At 61.8% G+C, this 24,556-nt stretch carries 24 protein-coding genes; 11 read left to right on the forward strand and 13 right to left on the reverse strand.

Annotated features, from left to right (window positions below):
- Positions 1-132: 132 nt before the first annotated feature.
- The 3 genes from F1002_RS12060 to F1002_RS12070 form a co-directional block, all read right to left on the reverse strand.
- Positions 133-954, reverse strand: coding sequence for a crotonase/enoyl-CoA hydratase family protein (locus F1002_RS12060; protein WP_150429302.1), 822 nt, complete (start codon positions 952-954; stop codon positions 133-135).
- A gap of 71 nt (positions 955-1,025) precedes the next feature.
- A complete protein-coding gene (locus tag F1002_RS12065; protein ID WP_150429303.1) occupies positions 1,026-1,229 on the reverse strand; it encodes a hypothetical protein in 204 nt (67 codons plus the stop codon).
- Between the two features lie 47 nt (positions 1,230-1,276).
- Entirely contained in the window at positions 1,277-1,861 is a 585-nt protein-coding gene (locus tag F1002_RS12070; RefSeq protein WP_150429304.1) for a cob(I)yrinic acid a,c-diamide adenosyltransferase, read from the reverse strand.
- Positions 1,862-1,921: 60 nt separating this feature from the next.
- On the opposite strand from F1002_RS12070, the gene hyi reads away from it, so the two are divergent.
- The 6 genes from hyi to F1002_RS12100 all read left to right on the forward strand — a co-directional run bounded on the left by hyi (position 1,922) and on the right by F1002_RS12100 (position 8,395).
- The gene (gene hyi / locus F1002_RS12075; protein WP_150429596.1) at positions 1,922-2,695 is read left to right on the forward strand and encodes a hydroxypyruvate isomerase; all 774 of its coding nucleotides are present in this window, start codon (positions 1,922-1,924) and stop codon (positions 2,693-2,695) included.
- 150 nt (positions 2,696-2,845) lie between these two features.
- Positions 2,846-4,333, forward strand: a complete 1,488-nt coding sequence (locus tag F1002_RS12080; protein WP_223879578.1) for an FAD-linked oxidase C-terminal domain-containing protein — start codon at positions 2,846-2,848, stop codon at positions 4,331-4,333.
- A complete protein-coding gene (gene glcE / locus F1002_RS12085) occupies positions 4,333-5,382 on the forward strand; it encodes a glycolate oxidase subunit GlcE (RefSeq protein ID WP_150429305.1) in 1,050 nt (349 codons plus the stop codon). The genes F1002_RS12080 and glcE overlap by 1 nt, the downstream gene beginning before the upstream one ends.
- A complete protein-coding gene (gene glcF / locus F1002_RS12090; protein ID WP_150429306.1) occupies positions 5,382-6,617 on the forward strand; it encodes a glycolate oxidase subunit GlcF in 1,236 nt (411 codons plus the stop codon). The genes glcE and glcF overlap by 1 nt, the downstream gene beginning before the upstream one ends.
- A gap of 89 nt (positions 6,618-6,706) precedes the next feature.
- Positions 6,707-7,513 (forward strand): HDOD domain-containing protein, encoded by an 807-nt coding sequence (locus F1002_RS12095; RefSeq protein ID WP_223879579.1) that lies wholly within the window; start codon positions 6,707-6,709, stop codon positions 7,511-7,513.
- Positions 7,514-7,594: 81 nt separating this feature from the next.
- Positions 7,595-8,395: a PP2C family serine/threonine-protein phosphatase gene (locus tag F1002_RS12100; RefSeq protein ID WP_150429308.1), complete on the forward strand. Its 801-nt coding sequence runs from the start codon at positions 7,595-7,597 to the stop codon at positions 8,393-8,395.
- 62 nt (positions 8,396-8,457) lie between these two features.
- Here the strand turns inward: F1002_RS12100 and F1002_RS12105 are convergent, their stop codons facing one another.
- The 4 genes from F1002_RS12105 to F1002_RS12120 form a co-directional block, all read right to left on the reverse strand.
- On the reverse strand, positions 8,458-9,882 hold the full coding sequence (locus tag F1002_RS12105; protein WP_150429598.1) for a DEAD/DEAH box helicase: 1,425 nt from the start codon (positions 9,880-9,882) through the stop codon (positions 8,458-8,460).
- Between the two features lie 159 nt (positions 9,883-10,041).
- Positions 10,042-10,407, reverse strand: coding sequence for a response regulator (locus tag F1002_RS12110; RefSeq protein ID WP_150429309.1), 366 nt, complete (start codon positions 10,405-10,407; stop codon positions 10,042-10,044).
- Positions 10,400-12,937, reverse strand: coding sequence for an ATP-binding protein (locus tag F1002_RS12115; protein WP_150429310.1), 2,538 nt, complete (start codon positions 12,935-12,937; stop codon positions 10,400-10,402). The genes F1002_RS12110 and F1002_RS12115 overlap by 8 nt, the downstream gene beginning before the upstream one ends.
- A 38-nt stretch (positions 12,938-12,975) precedes the next feature.
- Positions 12,976-13,455 (reverse strand): hypothetical protein, encoded by a 480-nt coding sequence (locus F1002_RS12120; protein WP_223879580.1) that lies wholly within the window; start codon positions 13,453-13,455, stop codon positions 12,976-12,978.
- A gap of 24 nt (positions 13,456-13,479) precedes the next feature.
- Between F1002_RS12120 and F1002_RS12125 the strand changes: the two genes are divergently transcribed.
- From F1002_RS12125 to F1002_RS12145, 5 genes are all read left to right on the forward strand, one after another.
- Positions 13,480-14,778: an extracellular solute-binding protein gene (locus F1002_RS12125; protein ID WP_150429311.1), complete on the forward strand. Its 1,299-nt coding sequence runs from the start codon at positions 13,480-13,482 to the stop codon at positions 14,776-14,778.
- Positions 14,778-15,521 carry a glycerophosphodiester phosphodiesterase gene (gene ugpQ / locus F1002_RS12130; RefSeq protein WP_150429312.1) on the forward strand — a complete coding sequence of 248 codons (744 nt, stop codon included), beginning with the start codon at positions 14,778-14,780 and terminating at the stop codon, positions 15,519-15,521. The genes F1002_RS12125 and ugpQ overlap by 1 nt, the downstream gene beginning before the upstream one ends.
- A gap of 62 nt (positions 15,522-15,583) precedes the next feature.
- Positions 15,584-15,937, forward strand: a complete 354-nt coding sequence (locus tag F1002_RS12135; RefSeq protein WP_150429313.1) for a hypothetical protein — start codon at positions 15,584-15,586, stop codon at positions 15,935-15,937.
- Positions 15,938-16,087: 150 nt separating this feature from the next.
- Positions 16,088-18,709 carry an alanine--tRNA ligase gene (alaS, locus tag F1002_RS12140; RefSeq protein WP_150429314.1) on the forward strand — a complete coding sequence of 874 codons (2,622 nt, stop codon included), beginning with the start codon at positions 16,088-16,090 and terminating at the stop codon, positions 18,707-18,709.
- A complete protein-coding gene (locus F1002_RS12145) occupies positions 18,706-19,011 on the forward strand; it encodes a hypothetical protein (protein ID WP_150429315.1) in 306 nt (101 codons plus the stop codon). The genes alaS and F1002_RS12145 overlap by 4 nt, the downstream gene beginning before the upstream one ends.
- Positions 19,012-19,040: 29 nt before the next feature.
- On the opposite strand, the gene F1002_RS12150 is transcribed toward F1002_RS12145, so the two are convergent.
- From F1002_RS12150 to waaF, 6 genes are all read right to left on the reverse strand, one after another.
- Entirely contained in the window at positions 19,041-19,409 is a 369-nt protein-coding gene (locus tag F1002_RS12150; protein ID WP_150429316.1) for a hypothetical protein, read from the reverse strand.
- 88 nt (positions 19,410-19,497) lie between these two features.
- Entirely contained in the window at positions 19,498-20,748 is a 1,251-nt protein-coding gene (locus F1002_RS12155) for an EAL and HDOD domain-containing protein (protein ID WP_150429317.1), read from the reverse strand.
- A gap of 9 nt (positions 20,749-20,757) precedes the next feature.
- On the reverse strand, positions 20,758-22,134 hold the full coding sequence (locus F1002_RS12160; protein ID WP_150429318.1) for a phosphomannomutase/phosphoglucomutase: 1,377 nt from the start codon (positions 22,132-22,134) through the stop codon (positions 20,758-20,760).
- Positions 22,135-22,140: 6 nt separating this feature from the next.
- Positions 22,141-23,097, reverse strand: a complete 957-nt coding sequence (locus F1002_RS12165) for a YheT family hydrolase (protein ID WP_150429319.1) — start codon at positions 23,095-23,097, stop codon at positions 22,141-22,143.
- Positions 23,094-23,525, reverse strand: coding sequence for a nuclear transport factor 2 family protein (locus tag F1002_RS12170; RefSeq protein WP_150429320.1), 432 nt, complete (start codon positions 23,523-23,525; stop codon positions 23,094-23,096). The genes F1002_RS12165 and F1002_RS12170 overlap by 4 nt, the downstream gene beginning before the upstream one ends.
- Entirely contained in the window at positions 23,522-24,535 is a 1,014-nt protein-coding gene (gene waaF / locus F1002_RS12175) for a lipopolysaccharide heptosyltransferase II (protein ID WP_150429321.1), read from the reverse strand. The genes F1002_RS12170 and waaF overlap by 4 nt, the downstream gene beginning before the upstream one ends.
- Positions 24,536-24,556: the final 21 nt, after the last annotated feature.

Consider the following 24,556-nt stretch of genomic DNA (forward strand, 5'->3'; position numbering starts at 1 on the left):
GCTTCCGCTCGCGAAAGTAGGTCAACGCCAGACTCCCATTCAAAAACCCCGTTACTAATCCAGTAACGGGGTTTTTACGCTTTAAAAAAAAGCCAGACTCTGGTTGCAGCTGTGGAACAACTCCCCGTCCGATTAGGCTTGGAAGGTTGGTCGGCGGTCTTCGTGTTGTGCGGCCATACTTTCCCTGAGATCGCTCGATAGCAGCATCGCAGCATTCCAGGTTGCGACGTAGTTCAATCCGTCGGCGACGCTGTGGTCACGGCTATAGTTCAGGATTTCCTTCGTGCCGCGAATGGCAAGGGGGGATTTGCGACTGATGCTTGCCGCTATCTCCTGTACGCCCGCCAGTAGCGTTTCCCGGGACGGGAACATCCGGTTTGCCAGTCCAAGGGAAACGGCTTCGTTTGCGTCGACCGTGCGTCCGGTGAAGGCCAGCTCACGAGCGATGCCGGCGCCGATCAGTCGTGGAAGTCGTTGAAGCGTTCCGACATCGGCAACCATGCCGATATCGATTTCCTTGATGGAAAACACGGCGTCACTGGTGATGTAACGCATGTCGCAGCAGGTGACAAGGTCGAGTGCTCCACCAATACAGGCGCCATGGATGGCCGCAAGAACAGGCTTTCGGCATTGCTCGATGCTGCTCAGGCAGCCTTGGAGGTCAAGGATGATGCGGCGCAGGGTTTCCCGGCTACGGGCACCGTCCGGATTGGCTATCTGTTGTTGGATTCCGCCCAGCATGCTGAGGTCTATGCCGGAACAGAAGTTCCTGCCTTCTCCGCTCAATATGGCAACGCGTACCTCTGGCGAGCAATCCACCCATTCGAAGGCCTGTCGTATTTCCTGCCACATCGTCTCGTTGAGGGCATTCGACTTGTCCGGGCGGTTCAGCCGGATGTCAGCGACATGGTCGCTGAGAGCAAGCGCTATCGTATTGAACGCAGGAAGGTTCATTGGGGTTTGTCTCCTAGGTTTTTATTCCTGGATGATACGCCAATCGATTGGGTTCCCTACAACCCTAGGGATCACGCCATGCTGGCAAGCGCAGAGGCAAGGTCGGCGTTGTCCTCTGGGACCTTGCCGGCCTGACTGTCTATTTCCACGATATATCCGGCAAGGCGCAACTGTTCCGCCCAATATTCGGTGTGCTGCCGAGAGGGATGCCATGGCCCATACTCAATGATGGGGCGCTCGGTTCCATTGCGGTAGCGGGTGACAACGCGGTACACGATTCAACTCGGAGTTCTATGCGGAGTGTGCAGCCCTGACGGTGAGCTTACTCGGCGTTCTTGGCTTTCTGCCAGAGTACGTCGCCCCGTCCGCTGGCGCGATTGAGCAGTCGGCCAAGAATGAACAGCAGGTCGGATAGTCGGTTGATGAAGCGCCGGGCTTCTTCCGAAAGTGCTTCTGCTCCATGCAGTCGAACCATCGCACGTTCTGCACGTCGGCACACGGTTCGGCAGAGGTGGGCAACGGCGGCCGGGCGACTTCCGCCTGGCAGGATGAATTCCTTGAGCATGGGCAGATCCCGATTGAAGGTTTCAGCCAGTTCCTCGAGACGGGCAACTTGAGCCTCCTTCATGATGGCCATGCCGGGGAGGCAAAGTTCGCCGCCCAGATCGAACAGGTCATGCTGAATATCGAGCAAGGCAGCGCGGACAGGGTCTGGCAGTTCTTCGCAGAGCAGCAGTCCAATGGTCGAATTCAGTTCGTCCACCTCGCCGATGGCGTCGATACGGAGGCTGTCCTTGGTGGTTCGGCTACCATCGCCTAGCCCGGTGGTTCCGCCATCTCCGGTACGGGTAACAATTTTGGAAAGGCGGTTTCCCTTGCGTTCGTTGGCGTTGCTCTTCTCACTCACGATGTTTCTCCTTGTAGGTGCAGATTATACTGACAGGCCGTGCGAGAGACCGTCCTGCCCATGCCAAAGTTCGCTGCCAACCTCAGTTTCCTGTTCACCGAGCATGCATTCCGGGAGCGTTTTCGTCTTGCCGCCGCGGCCGGTTTTCAGGGCGTCGAGTATCTCTTCCCCTACGACTGGCCCGCCCGTGAGCTTGCCGAGTGCTTGAAGGCGGCTGATGTGGAACAGGTGTTGTTTAACCTTCCTCCCGGCGATTGGGCCAATGGCGAGCGTGGACTGGCATGTTTGCCCGGACGTCAGGGAGAGTTTTCGGAAGGCGTCGAACAGGCTTTGAACTATGCGATGCTCCTTGATTGCGAGCGGGTTCATTGCATGGCGGGTTTGCGTCCATGGGGTGTTGCCGAGGCTGAGTTGGAGGCGATTTATATCGCCAACTTGCGCCATGCCGCCGACCGTTTTGCAACTGTCGGAACCACCGTCATGGTCGAGCCGATCAACAGCCGGATCGATATTCCCGGATACTGGCTGGACGATATCGACAAGTCCCTCCGGCTGATCGAACGTATCGACCGCAGCAACGTCAGGCTGCAGCTCGATCTTTATCACGCACAGATTATCCGGGGCGATCTGGCGCGCACGATAGAAGAGAATATCGATCTGATCGGGCATGTCCAGATCGCGGACAATCCCGGACGCCACGAACCGGGCACGGGCGAGATTCACTATCCTTTCCTGTTCTCGCTGCTGGATCGTCTGGGTTATGCGGGGTGGGTCGGGTGCGAATACAAACCACTGGCCACGACCGAAGCCGGGCTCGGCTGGTTGCCTCGGTGAGCTTGGGCACGATACTTCGCGACGGCGGCGGGAGGCTCGCCGATAGTGATGCGTGTTATTGTTTTCTGCTCCGGGCGATCTGCCGTTCGTCCGGGCCAAAACCTACCACTGCCGATGATCCTCATCCCCTTCTGATCAGGTGAAGCCGCCATGATGAGTGCAATGAACGACACCCCGTTTTCGGTCGACAAGGATGCTCTGCTCAGGCGCCTGCGACTCTATCTGCCTCCTCGTTGCCTGCTCGCCGACGAGGAGGATTTGCGCCCGTATGAATGCGATGGACTGACGGCATTCCGCGAACTGCCGCTGGTGGTTTGTTTGCCCGAGAACGAAGGGCAGGTGATCGACATTCTGCGCACCTGTCATCAGCTGGGCGTTCCGGTAGTGGCTCGCGGTGCCGGTACCGGGCTTTCGGGCGGTGCGATGCCCCACGCCCACGGTGTCGTGCTGTCGCTGGCACGCTTCAACAGGATTCTGCGCGTCGACCCGCTGGCCCGGCTGGCCGTGGTCCAACCCGGGGTGCGCAACCTTGCCGTCTCCGAGGCGGCGGCGCCGCATGGCCTGTATTACGCCCCCGATCCGTCGTCTCAGATTGCTTGCACGCTGGGCGGGAATGTGGCGGAAAACTCGGGCGGCGTGCACTGCCTGAAGTACGGCCTGACCGTCCACAACGTACTGCGTATCCGCGTGGTCAGTATCGAGGGCGAAGTTTTCGAGATGGGCTCGGAAGGTCCCGATTCGCCGGGTTACGACATGCTGGCGCTGTTCATCGGTTCGGAAGGGATGCTGGGCGTGGTGACCGAGGTGACCGTCAAGCTGGTTCCCAAACCGGAACTGGCGCAGGTTGTCATGGCCTCGTTTGCCGATGTGGCCAAGGCCGGCGACGCGGTCGCCGCCATTATTGCCGCCGGCATCATTCCGGCCGGTCTGGAAATGATGGACAAGCCGGCGACGGCGGCGGTCGAGCCCTTCGTGAAGGCCGGCTACGATCTGGATGCCGAGGCCATCCTGCTCTGCGAATCGGACGGTACGCCGGAAGAGGTGGCTGAGGAGATCGCCCGCGTCACCAATGTGCTGAAAGAGGCGGGGGCCAGCAACATCAGCGTTTCGCAGTCGGAGGCCGAACGCCTTCGTTTCTGGGCCGGACGCAAGGCAGCCTTCCCGGCGGTTGGAAGGATCACGCCGGACTACTATTGCATGGACGGCACCATTCCGCGCAAGCGGCTGGCCGAGATGCTGTCGGCCATTGCCGACATGGAACGCAAATACGGACTGCGCTGTGCCAACGTCTTTCACGCCGGGGATGGCAACCTCCATCCGCTGATCATGTACGACGCTTCGGAACCGGGAAACTGGGAAAGGGCCGAGGCTTTCGGCGCCGAAATACTCGAGCTCTCGGTGGCGCTGGGCGGGTCGATCACGGGCGAGCACGGCGTGGGCATCGAAAAAATCAATCAGATGTGCGTCCAGTATGCGACGCCGGAACTCGATGCCTTTCGCGGCATCAAGCACGCTTTCGATGAGCAGGGGCTGCTCAACCCAGGCAAGGCCGTGCCCAGCCTGCATCGCTGCGCCGAGTACGGCCGTATGCACGTGCATCGCGGGCAACTCAAGTTTCCGGAACTGGAGCGTTTCTGATGACACTCGACGAGATCGTTCAGGCAGTCAGGACGGCGCACGACAGCCAGTCCGCCTTGCGTATTCGCGGCGCCGGCAGCAAGGATTTCTATGGCGGGATGCTGTCCGGAGAACTCCTCGATGTCGGCGGATACCGTGGCATCGTGGCTTACGAACCGACCGAACTGTATATCACGGCCCGCTGCGGCACGCCGCTGGCCGAGATTGAAGCGGCTCTGGCGGAGCAAGGGCAGTTGCTGGCGTTCGAGCCGCCACGCTTTTCGGGAGCAAGCATTGGCGGCTGCGTAGCGGCTGGCCTGTCCGGTCCGCGTCGGTCGCAAGCGGGGGCCGTGCGCGATTTCATGCTCGGGGCCAGGTTGGTCGACGGCGCCGGGCAGGTGCTCAATTTCGGTGGACAGGTCATGAAGAACGTTGCCGGCTATGACGTTTCGCGCCTGCTGGCCGGCAGCTTGGGTACCCTAGGAGTACTGGCCGAGGTCACCCTGAAAGTACTGCCACGTCCGACGGCGGAACAGACGCTGGTGTTTGCGATGGATGCCGATGAAGCGATTTCCCGCTTGAATCTCTGGGGTGGACAGCCATTGCCGATATCCGCTTCGTTCTGGCACGACGGGCAACTCTGGCTGCGCCTCTCCGGCGCAAGGGCTGCGGTCGATGCGGCGATGCGCAAGCTGGGCGGCACTGAGGTGGCTGACGGCGGCAGTTTATGGGCGTCAGTGCGCGAACAGACGCATCCGGCGTTCACCGCTGACATCCTGTGGCGTCTGGCGCTGCCGTCGACTGCCGGCGACCCCGGTTTGGCCGGCTTGCGCGCCATCGAATGGGGCGGTGCGCTGCGTTGGTATGCCGGGGAGCAGGAGGCCGCACGAGGAGCGGCCGCTCGTCTGGGCGGCCATGCGACGCTCTATCGCTCTCCCGAGTCGCTGCGCTGCCTGGAGGGTGCATTTGCCCCGCTGTCTCCGGCCATGCTGGCGCTGCACCGGCGCCTCAAAAAATCCTTCGACCCGAAGGGCATCCTGAATCCAGGGCGTTTGTACGCGGAGTTCTGATGGATACCAAACTCACCGACGAACTGCGGGCAACCCATGCCGGGCGGGTGGCCGAGGAGATTCTGCGCAAATGCGTGCATTGCGGCTTCTGTACGGCAACCTGTCCGACATATCAACTGCTGGGCGACGAGTTGGACGGTCCGCGGGGCCGTATCTACCTGATCAAGCAGGTGCTTGAAGGCAAGCCGGTCAGCGAGAAGACACGGACGCATCTCGATCGTTGCTTGACCTGCCGCTCCTGCGAAACGACCTGCCCATCCGGTGTCAAATACAGTCATTTGCTTGACGTCGGCCGCATGGTGGTGGAGGAAAAACTGCCTCGCCGCCTGGGTGACCGACTGACGCGCGCGTTGCTCAAGACGGTCCTCCCGAACCCGGCACTGTTTGCTTCGGCCGTTGCCGTGGGGCGGGTGATGAAGCCGCTGTTGCCTGCAGCACTTGCCGACAAACTGCCGCCGGCGATGCCTGCAGCCCGCCCGTGGCCGGCAGGCAAGGCGCACAGCCGACGGATGCTCGTGCTTGCCGGTTGCGTCCAGCCATCGCTGGCACCGAATACCAACGCGGCACTGGCGCGTGTGCTGGATCGTCTCGATGTCACGCTGTTCGAAGAGGGCAAGGCCGGTTGCTGTGGCGCCGTGCGTTTTCACCTCAACGCGCAGGATGATGGCAAAGCCGACATGCGCCGCAATATCGATGCCTGGTGGCCGCATGTCGAGGCCGGGGTCGAGGCGATCGTGGTCACCGCGTCGGGTTGTGGCGTTCAGGTCCGGGATTATGGACATCTCCTCGCCGATGATCCTGCCTATGCTGAAAAAGCGCAGCGCATCAGCACGCTTTGTCGCGATCCAGCCGAGATTCTTGCGGCAGAAACGGATACACTGTTGCCGCTTTTCGCTGCATGTGCGGGCGAGCGGGGTAGGTTGGCGTTTCATTCCCCTTGCACCTTGCAGCATGGATTGAAAATTCGCGGTGTGATCGAAATGCTGTTACAGGCGGCTGGCTACGTTTTGACCGCGGTACCCGATGCGCATCTTTGTTGCGGTTCGGCGGGTACCTATTCGGTGTTGCAGCCAGAGTTGGCGGGCCGTCTGCGCGACAACAAGCTGCATGCGCTACAGCTCGGCGAGCCTGCTCGGATCGCGACCGCGAACATCGGCTGCCTGACGCATCTGCAAGCTGGATGCAGCCTGCCGGTCAGGCACTGGATAGAACTGATAGATGAGGGTTTGGCGTGATGGCTGAGGTCGGAAATTCCGTTTTCGAGATTACGAAATCACTGGATGAGCAGGGGGTAGGGCGGATCAAGCGGTTGCTTGAGGGCGGTGTGAAGATTCCCCCTCAGCCGCGTGTTCTTGATGAGTTGCGCAAGCTGATGGCGCGCAAGGAAATGGATGTCCGTCTGCTGGCTCGTGTCATCAACCAGGATCCCGGGCTGACGGCGATACTGTTCAAGATCGTGGGGAATTCCGCGTATCGCCAGCATCCCCCGATGAGTACGGTTGAGGAAATTCTCCATGCCGTCGGCGTGCGCCAGACTTTCAATCTGGTGCAGGCCATTTCGCTCGCCGGACTTGGGGCGATCAAGAAGAACCGCCAAGTCTACGAGGCTTTCTGGGCGCGTTCGCATACCATCGCCCAACTGGCCATGCTGATTGCCGACGAGCGTATTGCCGTGTGCAATATCTTCCCTGACCAGGCCTATCTGGCCGGTATATTCCACGACTGCGGCGTGCCGCTATTGATGCAGCGCTTCCCGACCTACTGCGCCGAAATGCAGCTCGGTGCACCGGGGCAGTGGATAGACATCGCCGAGGAGGACCGCAAGTTCAACGCCGATCATTGCGTGGTCGGCTATCTGGTCGCCCGCCACTGGTGCCTGCCGGAATTCATCTGCGACGCCATTCGCTACCATCATTCGATCAACGAGCTGGGTGCCCATGAGGCGCGCAGCATGGTCGCCATCCTGCAGCTGGCCATCGAGATACATTGCGTCGACCAGCGCATGGACAACCCGGAATGGGATGCCATTCGCGGCGATGTGCTGCCCGAGCTGGGGCTGAGCGACGATACCTTACCGGAGTTCGTGGATATCATCCTCGAGCGTTTTCAGGGGGTTGCCAATGCCTCCTGAGCGCTTGGAAACCGACGTTGCAACAGTGTTAATCGAGCTTTTTGCCTTTCGTGATAACCTGTTGCTTCAAAGGGAGGTGGGATGTCGATAGCTGTCGACGCGTGCGCTGCGCAACATCAAGGGGATCGCAAGGAACAGCAGGATCGTGTGGCGATTCTGGCTCATGCCCGCCGCAAGGGCGTGGCGCTTGCCGTGGTCGCTGACGGCATGGGAGGGCACACCGGCGGCGCCCTGGCTGCCGAGCAGGTCATCCATACCGCGAAAACCAATCTGGACCACTTTCTCGGTGCCGACGAATGCCCGCAAGGCATGCTGGAAAACAGCATGGCCGAGGCACACACCATGATCAAGGCGTCGCGTTTCATCAACGAAATGGACCCGCACAGTACGGCGGTCATGCTGTTGCTCCAGCCGGGGCGGGTTACCTGGGGGCATTGTGGTGATAGTCGCTTGTATCATTTCCGGGGTAATCAACTGATTCGCCGGACGGTGGATCACTCCTACGTCGAGCACCTCCTGGCGTCAGGAAAAATCACTGCCGAACAGGCGCTTACGCATCCCAACCGCAATGTCCTGCTGGCCTCGCTGGGGGGGCAGGATGAGCCCAAGATCACGCTCGATGAGGTGACTGAACTGACTGCCGGCGATTCCTTCGTCTTGTGTTCGGACGGTTTGTGGGCTTACTTCGACGATCGCGAACTGGGCACGCTGGTGGCCGAGAATTCGGCGCGCCAGGCCTGCGAAATCCTGATCGACAAGGCGCGGCAGCGGGCCAATGGCGGCGGGGATAACCTGTCGCTGGCTGTTATCAAACTGATCGAGGCGCTGCCGCCCAAGAAACCGGCACCACCGCCTGGCTTTGTGCCTCGTTCCCGGCCCTGATCGACGGGACATGAAAAGAAAAACGGCGCCTGGATGGCGCCGTTTTTGTATGCTGGCTACTCTTACTTGCGGCCCAGGCCGCCGAGCAGCGCGGCCACAACGCGTTTGGGCTTGTGCGGGTCGGCTTTGGGCGGTGCCGTGGGCGAGTCCGGAATCTCGCCACGTGGGGTGCTTTCCTCGTAAGGCTTGCTGAAATCGAAACCGTCGGCAGCGATCATCGGGTTGCGACGCGGCGGGCGCCGGTCGCCGCGTTCATGGCGTTCCGGCTTGTTGGCCAGCGGCGCCTTCGGCGGCGGTGCCGATGAGCGCTTGCGCTTGTTCCCCGGCGGGTACTCGTATTCCGGTTCCGGTTCGAAGCCGGCCACTTCGACCTGTTCAATGGGGCGCTTGATCAGCTTTTCGATATCGACCAGATAGCCGACCTCGTGTGCGCTAACGAGCGAGATGGCATTGCCCATCTTGCCTGCACGGCCGGTACGCCCGATACGATGGACGTAATCTTCCGGCGTGTGCGGCAGTTCGTAGTTGATGACGTAGGGCAGGTCGTCGACATCCAGTCCGCGGGCGGCAACGTCGGTAGCGATCAGGGCATGCGTTTCGCCGGCCTTGAAGGCGTCGAGTGCCTTGATGCGGTCGATCTGGCTCTTGTCGCCGTGGATCGCATCGGCGTGGATGCCGGCCCGCTGCAGTTCGCGGGTCAGGCGCGAACAGCCCTGCTTGGTGCGCATGAAGACGATGCACTGGCGGATTTCACCGGATTTGAGCAGCTTGGTCAGCAGGCCGCGCTTGCCGTATTCGGAGACGGGATGGACGCGGTGGGTGATGGTGTCGGATACCTGATTGCGGCGGGCGACCTCGACCAGTACGGGCGCCTGCAGCATGGTGTCGGCCAGCTTCTTGATTTCTTCCGAGAAGGTGGCCGAGAAGAGCAGGCTCTGGCGCTGGGCCGGCAGCATTTTCAGAATGCGCGTGACGTCGGGGATGAAGCCCATGTCGAGCATGCGGTCGGCTTCGTCGAGGACCAGGGCCTGTACGGAATTGAAGCTGACGCTCTTGTTCTCGACATGGTCGAGCAGACGGCCCGGGGTGGCGACGAGGATTTCGACGCCTTTCTTCAGTTCGGCGATCTGCGGCTTGATGTCGACGCCGCCGAAGGCGCACATGGCGCGGATCGGCGTGTGCTTGCTGTAGGCCTTGACCGATTCGAAGACCTGCAGGGCCAGTTCGCGGGTCGGGGCGAGGATCAGGGCGCGTACCGGGTGCTTGGCCGGCGACGGGCTGCTGCTGGCGAAGGGCAGGATGCGCTGCAGGATGGGCAGCGTGAAGGCGGCCGTCTTGCCGGTACCGGTCTGGGCGCCGCCCATGATGTCCTTGCCACTGATGACGAGCGGAATGGCTTTGGCCTGGATCGGCGTCGGCTTGGTGTAACCCTCGTCGGTAACGGCACGCAGCAGTTCGGGCGCGAGGCCAAGGTCGGCAAAGGTGATTTCGGGGGCTGTTTCGGCAGCCGGGGTGCCGGTTGCTTGACCGGCTAAGGTATTGATTTCAGACATGGGCCGGAATTATACGCCTACCATCCACCGTCGGTCAGAATACGTGGACCGTCGGGTGGGGAGCTTATGGCCTTTGTCGGAAAATGCTCGGGTTCAAAGGCTGCCGACCATCGTTTCAAGCTGCTGCCGGTTGATCGGTTTGACGAGCACATCGTCGAAGCCGAGGCTTCTCAGGCGGTCCAGATCCTCCTGAAAAGCATGCGCCGTGTAGGCGATGATTTTCGGCGGAGGCGCGAGGGTGCTGGCCTTGAGCTGGGCGCAGGTCTCCTCGCCGGATAGTCCGGGCATGCTGATGTCGAGCAGGATCAGGCGGAAAGTGTTTTGCTTTGCCAGGGCCAGGGCGGTCAATCCGTCCGCAGCTTCCTTGACGTTCCAGCCCAGGCGCTTGAGCAGCGCCGATGCGAGCAGGCGATTGGTGGGCTGATCATCCACGACCAGGGCTAGCAGTTCATCAGTCATTCATCGCTCCAATCGGAAGGAATACGGTAAAGGTCGAGCCGATGTCGACCTCGGAGGCCAACGTGATTCGACCGCCCATGCGGTCGACGAGTTGTTTGACCAAGGCGAGTCCAAGCCCCGTTCCGCCTTGCTCCCGGGTCAGGAAATGCTCCAGTTGCTTGAACTTCTCGAAAACCGTTTCCTGGCTGTCCTCGGGGATGCCCATGCCGGTATCGCATACGGAAAACGCAATTTCGTCGTCAATCCGGCTGACAGTAAGGGAAATTTCACCGCGTGACGTGAATTTCACTGCATTGCTGAGCAGGTTGTCGAGAATCTGGCGCAGGCGTATCGGGTCGGTCGGGAATTGGGCCGGAAGCCCTTCGGCAAGGCGGACCAGGAAGCCGAGTCCTTTGTCTTCTGCGTGAGTCCTGTGTTGCGCGGCACATTCCTCGACAAGACCCAGGATGGACGTCGGAACGGACTGGAAGTCCATTTCTCCCGACTCGATCTTGACCAGGTCGAGTATTTCATTAACCAGGCGGAGCAGATGACTGCCGCTCTGCTCAATGATCGTAGCGTATTCCTGATGGGTTGAATTGGCCAGTTCGAGTTTCAGGAGCTCGGCGAAACCCAGTATGCCGTTGAGCGGGGTTCGCAATTCGTGCGACATGGTGGCCAGGAAGGCCGATTTCTGGCGACTGGCTTCCTCGGCTTTTTCGCGTGCGTCATCGAGGCGTTTGAACGATTCCTCTACGGAATCGGCCATGTGGTTGAAGGATCGGGCCAGTTCGCCCATTTCGTCAGTGCCTCGCGAATCGAGCCGTCGCCTGAGGTTGCCGCGCTGGAAGTCGTGAATGCCGTCGATCATCCCGGTAATCCGCCGGGTCAGCAGTCCGGCGATCCAGACGGCAATGCCGATGACGATGATCACCATCAGCAAGGTCGAGCCCCACAGGCCGAATGCGGTGCTTGTCAGGCTGTCGCTGATGTGATCGAGCAGTGCGCTGCGATGACTCTTGAAGTCGGCATCCTTCTGCTCGACCAGGGCGTTGATCCGCATTGCCGTGTCGGTTGCGGCCTTATGGAATTCATCGACATTGGCACCGATGGTGACGAAACCGAATCCCTGCTGCGTCTTGCCGTACTGTCCGGTGTAATAGGGGATCGCGGCTGCCGTGGTGAGTTTCCACAAGCCTGAGAAGAAAATCGCGAAGGAACCTGATCCACCGTGTTCGGTCAGGGTGTTCCAGCCATCGCACTGCGGCGAGAAATTGAGGTAACGACAGTCGAGACCGATGCTCCCGGCCTCAATTTGTGCCTTGGCTGGCTTGCGTGTCAGATTCTGGTCACGGAAGGGCGGTACGCTGGCAAGAAATTCGTCGGAGGGCTTGCCGCTGGCTTGCCATTCCGCGTAAAGCGCTTCATCCATCCATGGCGTGGCCGGGCGACCGGTTCGCGGGTCGTAGCCAACGATCATGTAGTCGCGGGGGTGGGAAATCGAGCGGCTGTTGTGATCCCAGAGAAAGGCATAGTTGCCCTTGATCGCATCGGCGATCGGGGTGAAGCGTTCCTCGGTCGGCATCAGGCGATCGGAGAACTGGCGGATGTGGTCGTGGTCGAGGGCCAGTGTGACATAGCCGGTGATCCGGCCACCCCTGACCACCGGCATGGCCCAGCGGACAATTCCGCGGAAGCGCTTGCCGACCGGGTTTTCCGTGCCGGCATAAGCTGAGTCTTCGGGCTTGAAGGGTTTTCCGGCTTTTTCGAGAACTGCGGGAAGATAGGGGCCCAGGGTATGCGTCGACACATAGGCGCCGATCACGTTGGAGACGTGTATTTCCCCTGGCTTGAGTTTGCCTAGCTCGGCAAAATATTTTTCGGCCTTCACGAAGGTGTTCGCCGGATCGGCAATGTTCAACCGACGCTTGTCGGTCAGGTCGCCTCGCGTGACCTTGATTTTTTCATTGCCGGCCAGGTCGACGAAGGTGATTTCAATGAATAGCGGACGGCGCCGGCGTTCTCCGAGGTATTCCCGGGGGCGCGCATGAAAATCCCGGGCGTTGTCGGGCAGGGGAGTGCGAGTGGCTTTTGTCTCGCGCACGACCGGTTGTGCGGGGACCCAGGATTTCCCGTCGTCGGCGAGGCGCCACGGTCCGTGCTGATAGATGTCGCGCTGGTGCTGGTCCAGAAACTGTCCGAAAGCCTCTTCGGAAAGGGGGAGGGTGGCTGCCTGACGGATATCCTCGTCGCGGTCATACAGAAAGCTGGCGATTTCCTTGGCGGTGTCCGTCGTCAGAGCCTCGATCGCTTCGCGCGAACGCAGGTCCAGCGCGCGTATCGAATCGTCGGTGACGGTCTTGCCCATGGATTTCATGGTCACCAGCACGGTATCGGCCATGCTCGTGGCCTTGGCCGATACGTCGTTACCCAGATGGCTCGTGGCATACCAGGCAAACCAGGCGAGCAGCAGAAGCGGAATCACCTTGATCAGCACGAAGATGATGATCAGTTTTCCGCGTATTCCGCCCATGAAAGCCGGGAAAGGCATCGATATTCTCCGAGAGGAAACCTGGCGTGTCGGGCGGCTTAGTGCTTGTCCACTTTCTTTTCCCCTTCGGCTTTGGCTTCTGCCTTGCTTTCCGCCTTGGCTTCGCTTGCCGAGGCGGTTTCAGTCGGGTCTTTTTTTGCCTTTTTCCTTGCGCCCGGGGGTTCCGGGGGCGGAAGTTGCGGGGCGACCGTTTCCAGCTTGTTTTCCCGCATGTATTCGTCCATTTCGCGCCAGCCAGCATAGATACCCGCTTTCGGCAGCCAGCCATAGATCGAGTAGCAGTCCTCGATGGCACGGCCCGATTGCCGGCAGGCGCTGCCGACAGCCTTGGCTTCCGGCTCCATGCGAGCTTCCTTTTTGGCGGGATCTTCCAGGCCAAGCTTCTGGCCGATCTGGTCGCATGCGTTGAGTGCGATGACGGCGACGGCGGCTAAGATGTACGTTTTCATGTTCGCGATTCTCGCATATTTGTAAAAGACAGGGAGAAGCGATGCACTGATTTTGACGGGTATAATCAAGCGCTTTACGCTCCCGGAGTACCCATGCAGCATCGCATTCTCCCTTCCGCTGTTGCCATTTCCCTGGCCCTTGTCTGTGCCAACGCATCAGCGGCCAAGCCGGTCGCCAAGACCGCAGCCAAAGCTGCGCCGGCGGTGGTTGCCGATTTTGAACTCGCGCACAACCTGGGGCCGGCCGGTGAAGAGCAGCTGCAGGCCGTGGTGGATCGGTTCAACAAGGAAACGGGAGGGAATCTGAAGCTGTCCCGCCTTGAAAAGGGCGAAAAGCCGGCTGGCCTTAATCTGGTTCGTCGTTACGACATCAGCGACATTCTGGTTCAACCGAAGAGCTTCATGCCCTTGCACGAGATGATGACCAAGGCAGGTCAACCCCTGCAACTGGCCGATCTATCCCCTGATCTGAAGGCGGGTGCGGTGGATAGCAAGGGACGTCTGGTCGCCCTGCCGCTGGTGTATTCGACGCCGGTTCTGTTTTACAACAAGAATGCTTTCCGCAAGGCGAAGCTGGACCCCGAGCAGCCGCCGAAGACCTGGTTCGAGATGCAGGGGGTCCTCGACAAGCTTCAGGATGCCGGCTATGCCTGCCCCTATACGTCGTCGTGGCCGGTTTGGGTCCATATCGATAACGTCAGCGCCGTTTCGGGGGTTCCTGCCGTCAGCGACAAGGGGGCGTTGATCTTCAACGGGCTCCCGCAGGTCAAGCATATCGCCATGATGGCAACCTGGGCCAAGGCCAACTATTTCAAGCTGTTCGGGCGTCGCGACGAAGCCAGTGCCCGATTCCATGCCGGCGAGTGCGCGATGATCACGACCAACTCCCGCGAACACGTTGATTTCCGCGATGCCAAGGGGGTTGAACTGGGCGTGGCACCGCTGCCGTACCACGACGACGTCTACGGCGGTCGCCAGAATACGCTGGCCGATGGCGGCTCCTTGTGGGTGGGCGCGGGCAAGTCGGCAGCCGAGTACAAGCAGGCGGCAAAATTCGTTTCTTTCCTGCTGTCTCCGGAAATGCAGATAGAAATGGTGCGCATCTATGGCGGTTTGCCGCTGACCGCGGCGGCCCGCGCGGCAGCCCGGAGCAAACTGCTGCAGGATGGCGACAAGACGTTTGAAGTGGCCTATGCCTCGATGAAGGGGCGTGGTACGGTGAATGCCCCGCACGTTGCCGATGCCGACCCGGTTCGCATCATCACGAACGAGGAGCTGGAAGCCGTGTGGGCGGACAAGAAGCCCGCCAAGGCCGCGCTCGATACGGCGGTGTCGCGCGGCAATGCCGTATTGAATGCGAAGCCGGCCCTGAAGAAGGCGCAACCCTTCTGATGGAGCTGCCGCTGCCGCGCTGGTTTGCCCATCGCGGCGGCGGTTCGCTCGCTCCGGAAAACACGCTGGCGGGTATCAGGCTGGCGGCTCGGCTCGGTTATCGGGCTGTCGAATTCGACGTGATGTTATCGGGGGACGGTACGCCGGTTCTCATTCACGATGAAACGCTGGAGCGGACGACCAACGGTGTCGGGCGTGTCTGCGAAATGCCGGATGCCGAACTGTTCGCGCTCGATGCCGGCCATGGCGAGCGCATCCCGCGCCTTGCCGAGGCGGCCGCATTGTGTCGCCAGTACGGGCTGCTGGCCAATGTCGAGATCAAGCCGGCTGGTGGCTTCGAGCGACAGACAGCCGAGGTGGTTGCCCGTCAGGTAGACGTCCTGTGGCAAGGGGCCGAGGTGATGCCCTTGCTCTCGTCGTTTTCCCTTGAGGCGGTGGAGATTGCGCGCGACCTGGCGCCGGCTCTCTCGCGAGGCTTGTTGTTCGAGCGGGTGCCCGTCGATTGGCAGCAGGAGATGCAGCGTTTGCAGGCGGTCACGCTGCACTGCAATGCCTTGCACCTGGCCGACGATACCCTTGTCGCATTGAAGGAATCCGCCATTCCGGTGTTGTGTTACACCGTCAACGATACGGAACGGGCAAGAGCCTTGTTCGCGCGGGGCGTCAGTGCCGTATTCACCGACCGGCTCGACCTCTTCGCATCCGAAACAAGTGCTTACAAAGGTTTGCAATTGGGCGGCTGATTTCGAAGTGGATTTAACTTCTAATGCGCTCAGGGATTTTGCCCCGCACTCAGGAGGAAAACATGAAGACCATCAGAGCACTTGCCGCCATCGCCGTCGTCCTGCCAACCCTTGCTTTCGCCCAGGCCAATACGCCGGGCATTGACCAGCACCAGGCCAACCAGGAACGCCGTATCGATCAGGGGGTTGCCTCGGGCAGCCTGACCCAGCGTGAGGCGAACCGCCTGGAGCGTGGCCAGCAGCGTGTCGATAACATGGAAAACCGGGCCAAGGCCGACGGCGTGGTTACCCGCCAGGAACGCGCGCGTCTCCATCAGGCACAGGAGGTGCAAAGCGACCGCATTTACCGCCAGAAGCACGACCGTCAGCATGACTACAATCACGACGGTCGCAAGGACCGCCCACGCCAGCGTTGATTGCGGAACGCTGATACGAAGAACCCGCCGTCGAGCGGGTTTTTCTTTTTGTGCGGAGGCCGTCGTTGCGCTCACGCTCCTGCACTGAAGGGGGGACTTTCATTTAAAATCGATGGTTTCGAATTCCAACGCCGCGAAGGCTGCCAGCTTATGAAGAGCTCTGAAATCCGCCAGCAATTCCTCGACTTCTTCGCCTCGAAGGGGCATCAGATCGTCGCTTCCTCGTCGCTCGTTCCGCACGACGATCCGACGCTGCTGTTTACCAACGCCGGCATGAACCAGTTCAAGGACGTCTTCCTCGGTTTCGACAAGCGCCCCTACACCCGCGCCACCACCTCGCAGAAATGCGTGCGTGCCGGCGGCAAGCATAACGACCTCGAAAACGTCGGCTACACCGCACGTCACCACACCTTCTTCGAAATGCTGGGCAACTTCAGCTTCGGTGATTATTTCAAGCGCGATGCGATCAAGTACGCCTGGGAACTGCTGACCGAAGTCTACAAGCTGCCGAAAGAGCGCCTGATGGTCACGGTCTACGCCGAAGACGACGAGGCCTACGACATCTGGCACAAGGAAGTCGGTGTGCCGGCCGAGAAGATCGTGCGCATCGGCGATAACAAGGGTGCCCGCTATGCCTCCGACAATTTCTGGATGATGGGCGACACCGGCCCCTGCGGCCCGTGCACCGAAATCTTCTACGACCACGGCGAACAGCACTGGGGCGGCCCCCCGGGATCGCCGGAAGAAGACGGCGACCGCTTCATCGAGATCTGGAACAACGTGTTCATGCAGTTCAACCGTGATGAAGCCGGGGTCATGCATCCGCTGCCCAAGCCCTCCGTCGACACCGGCATGGGCCTGGAGCGCATCTCGGCCGTGCTGCAGCACGTGCATGCCAACTACGAGATCGACCTGTTCCAGGCGCTGATCGCCGCTGCCGCCCGCGAAACGAGCGATGCCGACATGAATTCGCCGTCGCTGAAGGTGCTCGCCGACCATATCCGCGCCTGTTCCTTCCTGATCGCCGACGGCGTCATTCCGGGCAACGAGGGCCGCGGCTATGTCCTGCGCCGTATCATCCGCCGCGCCATCCGCCATGGCTACAAGCTCGGCGCCCGCGCCGCCTTCTTCCACAAGATGGTGCCGGACCTCGTTGCCGAGATGGGCGAAGCCTATCCGGAACTCAAGGAAAGCCAGGCCAAGGTCGTTGCCACGCTGAAGCAGGAGGAGGACCGCTTCTTCGCCACCATCGAGCACGGCATGGCCATCCTCGAAGGCGAACTGGCCGACATGGCCGCCAAGGGCGTCACTGTCTTCAACGGCGAAACCGCCTTCAAGTTGCACGACACCTACGGCTTCCCGCTCGACCTGACGGCCGACATCTGTCGCGAACGCGACTTCACCGTCGACGCCGCCGCCTTCGACGCTGCGATGGCACGCCAGAAGGAGCAGGCACGCGCCGCCGGCAAGTTCAAGATGGCCGTTGCGCTTGAGTACGCCGGCCAGGAAACCGCCTTCCACGGCTACGAATCGCTCGAAGCCAAGGGCAAGGTGCTGGCGCTGTACAGGGACGGTGCCGCCGTCAATGAACTGAACGAAGGCGACCTCGGTGTCGTCGTCCTCGACAACACGCCGTTCTATGCCGAATCCGGCGGTCAGTGCGGCGATCGCGGCGAACTGAAGGGTCTCGGCGGCATCTTCGCCGTCGAGGATACGCTGAAGATACAGGCGGCTGTCTTCGGTCACCACGGTGTCCTGAAGACCGGCAAGCTGGTTCTCGGCCAGGAGGTCGCAGCCCGAGTCGACGCGGTTTCACGCGCAGCGACGGCCCGCAACCACTCGGTGACCCACCTGATGCACAAGGCCTTGCGCCAGGTGCTCGGCGGCCACGTGCAACAGAAGGGCTCCCAGGTCGACCCGGACAAGACCCGTTTCGACTTCGCGCACACCCAGCCGATGACGGCCGAGGAAATCCGCGAGGTCGAGGAAATCGTCAATGCCGAGATTCTGGCCAATGCAGCCACCGACAGCCGCGTGATGGCCATCGACGATGCCCAGAAATCCGGCGCGATGATGCTCTTCGGCGAAAAATACGGCGATGAGGTCCGTGTCGTTGCAATCGGCTCCTCCAAGGAACTGTGCGGCGGTACGCACGTTGGCCGCACGGGCGACATCGGTTTGTTCAAGATTGTCAGCGAGGCCGGCGTCGCCGCTGGCGTACGCCGCGTCGAGGCGATCACCGGCAACAATGCGCTGGCCTATGTGCAGGCGCAGGAAAACCGTGTCCAGGGAATCTCCGCACTGTTGAAAACGACGCCGGAAGATATTGCCGAGCGTGTCGTCGGCATCCTGGACAATGTCCGCGCGCTGGAAAAGGAACTGGCCCGCCTGAAATCGAAGCTGGCTGCTTCTCAGGGCGACGATCTGGTCGGTCAGGCCGTCGACGTGAAGGGTGCCAAGGTATTGGCCGCGACCCTGGAAGGGGCCGATGTGACTGCCTTGCGCGAGACGATGGACAAGCTGAAGGACAAGCTGAAGTCTGCCGCCATTGTCCTGTCCTCGGTCGCCGACGGCAAGGTGACGTTGATCGCGGGCGTCACTGCCGACCTGACCGGCAAGGTCAAGGCCGGCGAACTGGTGAACCTGGTGGCCCAGCAGGTCGGCGGCAAGGGGGGCGGCCGGCCGGATATGGCGCAGGCCGGCGGAACCCAGCCGGAAAACCTGCCGGCTGCGCTGGCTGCAGTTCAGGCCTGGGTCGACGCCAAGCTTTGAAAACGCTGGTCGGCACCTTGCTGCTGCTGGGGGCGGGGCTATGCCTCGCCGCCGAACCGGATCGCGTGCCGCCGATCGAGGCGGTTACGTCCGATGGGGTGCCGGTGCGTCTGTTTCCGAACGGACGCTGGGAGTTCGTCGATACGGCCAGGGCCGAAGCGGCCCGCAAGGTTGCCGCCGATTACCCGGAAAACCAGGTGCGTAGCGCCGAGGCACAAGGGGGATTGTTCGGTGTCGGGCGTACCCTGATGCCGGGCGACAAGGACTACAACCGCGGCTCGCTGAATCCCAAGCTGCGTTAAGCCTGGCCTCGCGCGCCCGTTCGCGGCAGTCAGCCTTCCTGTCGGCGCGTCGGGCTGCCTGTCGCATCGTCGACGATGCGCGTCGCCTCGCCGTCGATGATGGTTGAGGAGCTCCCCGATGCGGCGGCGCGGAAAGGATTTCCCTGCTCGGAGCCGCTCCATTGTTCGGCTTGTCGGCGATTGATCTGCTGACGCAGTTGCCGGGTCCGCCACCACAGCCAGCCGCCGAGTACGAGGCCAAGGACGGCGACCACCGCCAGGGCGACCAGCGAGAACATGAAAGCCAGGACGAGGAAGGCGGCACTCAACAGGAACGCGAACAATTTGGCCAGCGGACTCTGGGGAGGGCTGCCAAGCGCGTTATATCCGAATGGCCGGTACGGGCGTTCGCTGTCCATGAAATATCGTCAAATAAGTGATCCGCCGATTATAGGGGCTGCCTGCCCGGCCGGATGGTGTCAGGCTGTGGGGGTTTTGTAACGATGCTTAAAGGGATTGTTCCCGGCCGATTTCGTTGGCCCATTGCAGCGCCATGGTCTGCGCCCGATTGATGGCTTTCGCTCCCAGACCGGGCAACTCGGCCAGCGCCGCATTCAAGTCCTGCATGTTGCCACCTTCGCTGCTTTCGGTGATGCGCAACAAGGCACCCAGTCGGCCGCTGCCGTGGCATAGCGCATCCCGTACGTCGCCGGCGAGGCCGAGCGGCGCCACGATTTCTTCCATTGTCTGAGCGACGAGGGCGGGCATCAAGGACATGATGCCGGCCATGAAGGCCCGGTCGGCCAATCCGCTGTCGCCGGGGCTCAATTCATCGGCCAGCAACTCCATCAGCCGCCCGCGCGTAGCCGCCATCAGGAGGAGCGGGTTGCCGGTTGCGTTCTGCTTGCCCGACGCGAAGACCAGCAACTGCAGCCAGCGCTGGAGCTGGCGTCGGCCAAGAACGGTGATGGCATGGCCCAGCGAGGTGATGCGCTCGGTACAGCCGGCGCCAACGGAATTGGTCATGCGCAGCAGGTTGACGGTCAAACCCGGCTCCGGCTTCAGCGCTGCTTCGAGTTCGCTGGTGTCGGCGTCGCCCAGAAGCAGTCCCATCAGCTTCATCAACGAGAGTTGCGAATGATCCAGCTTTTTGCCGGCGATGATGGTCGGCTTGGCGAAGTAATAGCCCTGGAAGAGGGTGAAGCCCAGTTTCAGGCACTGTTCCATCTGCTCGCGCGAGTCGACTTTCTCGGCCAGCAGTTGCTTGCCCATGGGCTTGAGCTTCATGCTCAACTGCATCAGCTGGACGCGCGATAGCGGCTGGATGTCGACCTTGACGATTTCGACCAGGGCCAGCAACTCGGCAAATGCCGGTTCAAGCTGGACGACGTCGTCGAGCGCCAGCGTGAAACCGGCAGCTTTCAAGGCGCGGCAGCGCTCGACCACGGCCGGCGTCGGCGGCACGGTTTCCAGAATTTCCAGAACAACGGCCTGGCGGGGCAGCAATTCGAGCATGTCGCTGAACAGGAATTGCTCGTCGACGTTGATGAAGCCGCGATGCTTGCCGAGTGCCGCTGCGACGCCGAGTTCGGTGAAGGCGTTGGCGATGACGGTAGCCGTGGCCTGGACGCCGTCGGTTACGTCGGCGAAGTTTTGGCTGCCGCTGCGGAAAAGCAGTTCGTAAGCGAACAGTTGCTGGTCGCGATCGAGGATCGGCTGGCGTCCGAGGAACAGCTGGTCAGCTGCTGATTCGCTCACGAAAGCTCCTTAAAACGGCAACTGGATGCTTGGCCACACCGCGTTGAGCGCTTGCCGGAAATCTTGCTGGATGCGTTCCAGTGCCGCCGCATTGTCGGCTTCGAAGCGCAGAACGACAACCGGCGTGGTGTTCGACGGGCGGGCCAGTCCGAAGCCATCAGCGTACTCCACGCGGACGCCGTCGATCGTGATGATTTCCTCGGCGCCGGCAAATTTTCCGTCGGCCTTCAGCTTGTCGATCAGCTTGAAGGGTTCGCCTTCGGCCATCTTGATGTTCAGCTCCGGGGTGGATGGCGCGTTGGGCAGGTTTTTCAGTACCGGGTTGGCGTCGGCCGATTGGCTCAGGATTTCGAGCAGGCGGGCGCCGGTGTACAGGCCGTCGTCGAAGCCGTACCAGCGTTCTTTGAAGAAGGTGTGGCCGGACATCTCGCCGGCCAGCGGCGCGCCGGTTTCCTTCAGCTTGGCCTTGACCAGCGCGTGGCCGGTGTTCCACATCAGCGGCACGCCGCCGTGTTTCTTGATCCACGGGGCGAGCAGGCGCGTGCATTTGACGTCGTAGATGACCTGGCCGCCCGGCACGCGCGACAGCACGTCGGCGGCGAACAGCATCAACTGGCGATCTGGGAAAATGATCTCGCCATCCTTGGTCACCACCCCGAGGCGGTCGCCGTCGCCGTCGAAGGCGATACCGATCTCGGCATCGGTTTCCTTGAGTGCCCTGATCACATCGGCCAGGTTTTCCGGCTTGGAAGGGTCCGGGTGGTGATTCGGGAAATTGCCATCGACTTCGCAGTAGAGCGGCACGATGTCGCAGCCCAAGCGCTTGAACAGCTCGGGGGCGATGGCGCCGGCGACGCCGTTGCCACAGTCCATGACGATTTTCATCGGGCGGGCCAGCTTGACGTCGCCGACGATTTTTTCAACATAGGCCGCCTTGACGTCGGCGCTGCGGCGTTGGCCCTTGCCATGCTTCAGGTTGCCGGCTTCGATGCGTTTCTTCAGGTCCTGGATGGCTTCCAGCGCCAGCGTCGTGCCGCCGATGACCATCTTCAGGCCGTTGTAGTCCGGCGGGTTGTGGCTGCCGGTGACCGAGACGCAGGAGTGGCAGCCCAGTTCGTAGGCGGCGAAATAGGTCAGCGGGGTCGGTACGCAGCCGACATCGATGGCATCCACGCCGGCGGCACAGATACCATCCATCAGCGCGCCGGCCAGTTCCGGGCCGGACAGGCGGCCGTCACGGCCAACCGCGATGGCCTTCTGGCCTTGCTCGACGGCCAGCGAGCCGAGGGCGTGACCGACCTGGCGCACCACGTCGGCAGTCAGCGATTTGTTGACGATGCCCCGGATGTCGTAGGCCTTGAAAATCTCGGCTGGGAGTTGGCTCATGGTGTGTTATCGCAATTCCGAAGTGAAGAAGTGTAAGAGTCTTTGCGGCAGCCAGTCCAGATTCCCAGGAAATGGGCCGCTGACGAAGCCGACGTGGCCACCGGTTGCCGGTTGCTCGAGGCGGACGCTGGCGCTGATGTCGGTCCGGCCGGGCAGAGCGGATATTGGCAGGAAGGGGTCGTTTTGGGGATTGACCACCAGGGCGGGCACCGCAATCGTTTTCAACCAGGATTTTGCCGATGAACGGGCCCAGTAGTCGTCGGCACCGGCAAAGCCATGCACCGGACCGGTTACCGCATCGTCGAAGTCCCACAGGTTGCGCGAACGGCGCATGCGTGTCTCGTCGAAAAGCCCGGGGAAGCGCTCAAGGCGGGCGGCCGAGCGGGATTTCAGGGTATCGAGGAAATGCCGGGTGTAGATCCGGTTGAAGCCGCGTGCCAGATGGTGGCCGCACGCAGCGAGATCCAGAGGCGCGCAGATGCCGGCCACGCCGGTGACCAGCGTGGCGGCTGACTCCTGCTGTTCGCCTGCCCATTTGAGCAGCGCATTGCCGCCCAGTGAAATGCCGGCAGCGTGCAGGCGACGGCTGGCGTTGCCCTGGTGCAGGCGATGCAGGATCCAGTCGATTTCTGCCGAATCGCCCGAATGGTAGGCGCGCGGCCGGCGGTTCAATTCGCCGGAGCAACCCCGGAAGTGCGGGAGGGCGAGGCGCCAGCCGATGCGCTTGCAGGCACGGGCGGTCGAAATGGCGTAGTGGCTGCGCGCACTGCCTTCCAGGCCATGGAAGAGAACCAGCAGGGGTGATTCGGCCGGGCCATCGAGGTGATCGACATCGATGAAGTCGCCATCCGGCGTTTCCCAGCGCTCGCGGCGCAAGGGGATGGATTTCGGCTTGATCAGCAGGGGCCAGAGGGTCTGGGCCTGGCCACCGGGCAGCCAGCCGGGCGCGCGGTAGGGTTTCAATGCAGCGTATGCGGAATGGCGTCGGCCATCGCCTGATGGCCATCGTCCGCGGCCGAGGCGTGTCGGCTGACCATGCGCCAGCCGTGCGCGCCACGAACATAGACGTGGGTGACGTGAAGCGGTCCGTGCGGGCTGGGATCGTCGCCGACGAACAGGATTTCCGTCAGGTGATGGATGGCCATGACGGTTCCCTGCCAATGGGCAACCGATTCGGGCTGGACCTTGATGCGGGCACTGCTGAATATGCTGCGCCAGCTTTCGCGGATCGGCGCTTCGCCGCGCAGGCGGACGCCGGTCGGATGGACGCAGATCGTGTCTTCATCCTCGGCCCAGACCAGCATCAGCAAATCGGCATCGCCATGGGCGATGGCGTCGTAGAACGCATGTTCGACGTCGTCGGGCGAGGCGAAGTGTCCTGGCTTGCTCATCGTGAAATCCATTGTTGGCAATGCGCGAGAACCTGCTCGGGCGACAGCTTGTTCAGGCAGTCCAGGTGGCCGAGCGGGCATTCGCGCTTGAAGCAGGGGCTGCAGTCCAGATTCAGGCTGACGACGTCGGCGCGATTCGACAGCGGCGGCGTGAAGCCGGGCGACGATGAGCCATAGAGCGCGACGATGGGACGGTCGAGAGCAGCAGCGACGTGCATCAGGCCGGAGTCGTTGCACACTACCAAATCGGCCAGGGCCAGCAGGTCGACCGCCTGGGCGAGGGAGGTGGCGCCGCACAGGTTGCGGCACAGGCCGGGAGCAAGCTGGGCGATTTCCTCGGCGACGGCGTGGTCCTTGGGCGAGCCGAACAGCCAGATGGCACAGCCTTGCAAGGCCAGTTGCCGGGCCAGCGAGGCGAAGTGGATGGCCGGCCAGCGCTTGGCCGGGCCGTATTCGGCGCCCGGGCAGAAGGCGACGATGCGGCTAGGTTTATTCAGGCCGAGTTCGGCCAGGGTGCGCTGTTGGTCGGCCTGGCTGGAGTGGATGCGCGGGTGGGCGATCGGCTTGGCCGGCGGGGTACCCGGGGTTTCGGCCAGTTGCATGAAGCGTTCGACCATCAGCGGCAGTGCCTGCTTGTCGAGGTCGTGGCGGACGTTGATCAGGCCGTAGCGCGATTCGCCGGTAAATCCGACGCGTTGCGGAATGCCGGCCAGCCAGGGTACAAGGGCCGATTTCAGCGAATTGGGCAGCACATAGACGGCGTCATAGCCGCCCGCAGCCAGTTGGCGAGCCAGTCGCCAGCGTGCCTTGAGCGACAGTTGGCCATGTCCGAACGGACTGTCGATGACGTCACGGATTTCGGCCATGCGGTGCAACACGGGAGCGACCCAGCGGGGGGCCAGGGCATCGAGATGCAAACCGGGATGGCGCGCGCACAGCCGTGCGAACAGCGGCTGCGCCATGATGGTGTCGCCGATCCACGAGGGGGCGACGATCAGGGCTTTCTTCATGCGAAAACGGCGGGCTTGCGG

The organism is Dechloromonas sp. CZR5, from assembly GCF_008711155.1.
Lineage (GTDB): Bacteria > Pseudomonadota > Gammaproteobacteria > Burkholderiales > Rhodocyclaceae > Azonexus.

Excerpts from the sequence above, each read along its gene's own strand:
- F1002_RS12060 (WP_150429302.1), bottom strand. The coding sequence starts at position 954 with ATGAACCTTCCTGCGTTCAATACGATAGCGCTTGCTCTCAGCGACCAT.
- hyi (WP_150429596.1), top strand. The coding sequence starts at position 1,922 with ATGCCAAAGTTCGCTGCCAACCTCAGTTTCCTGTTCACCGAGCATGCA.
- F1002_RS12080 (WP_223879578.1), top strand. The coding sequence starts at position 2,846 with ATGATGAGTGCAATGAACGACACCCCGTTTTCGGTCGACAAGGATGCT.
- glcE (WP_150429305.1), top strand. The coding sequence starts at position 4,333 with ATGACACTCGACGAGATCGTTCAGGCAGTCAGGACGGCGCACGACAGC.
- glcF (WP_150429306.1), top strand. The coding sequence starts at position 5,382 with ATGGATACCAAACTCACCGACGAACTGCGGGCAACCCATGCCGGGCGG.
- F1002_RS12100 (WP_150429308.1), top strand. The coding sequence starts at position 7,595 with ATGTCGATAGCTGTCGACGCGTGCGCTGCGCAACATCAAGGGGATCGC.
- F1002_RS12110 (WP_150429309.1), bottom strand. The coding sequence starts at position 10,407 with ATGACTGATGAACTGCTAGCCCTGGTCGTGGATGATCAGCCCACCAAT.
- F1002_RS12115 (WP_150429310.1), bottom strand. The coding sequence starts at position 12,937 with ATGCCTTTCCCGGCTTTCATGGGCGGAATACGCGGAAAACTGATCATC.
- F1002_RS12125 (WP_150429311.1), top strand. The coding sequence starts at position 13,480 with ATGCAGCATCGCATTCTCCCTTCCGCTGTTGCCATTTCCCTGGCCCTT.
- ugpQ (WP_150429312.1), top strand. The coding sequence starts at position 14,778 with ATGGAGCTGCCGCTGCCGCGCTGGTTTGCCCATCGCGGCGGCGGTTCG.
- F1002_RS12135 (WP_150429313.1), top strand. The coding sequence starts at position 15,584 with ATGAAGACCATCAGAGCACTTGCCGCCATCGCCGTCGTCCTGCCAACC.
- alaS (WP_150429314.1), top strand. The coding sequence starts at position 16,088 with ATGAAGAGCTCTGAAATCCGCCAGCAATTCCTCGACTTCTTCGCCTCG.
- F1002_RS12150 (WP_150429316.1), bottom strand. The coding sequence starts at position 19,409 with ATGGACAGCGAACGCCCGTACCGGCCATTCGGATATAACGCGCTTGGC.
- F1002_RS12160 (WP_150429318.1), bottom strand. The coding sequence starts at position 22,134 with ATGAGCCAACTCCCAGCCGAGATTTTCAAGGCCTACGACATCCGGGGC.
- F1002_RS12170 (WP_150429320.1), bottom strand. The coding sequence starts at position 23,525 with ATGAGCAAGCCAGGACACTTCGCCTCGCCCGACGACGTCGAACATGCG.
- waaF (WP_150429321.1), bottom strand. The coding sequence starts at position 24,535 with ATGAAGAAAGCCCTGATCGTCGCCCCCTCGTGGATCGGCGACACCATC.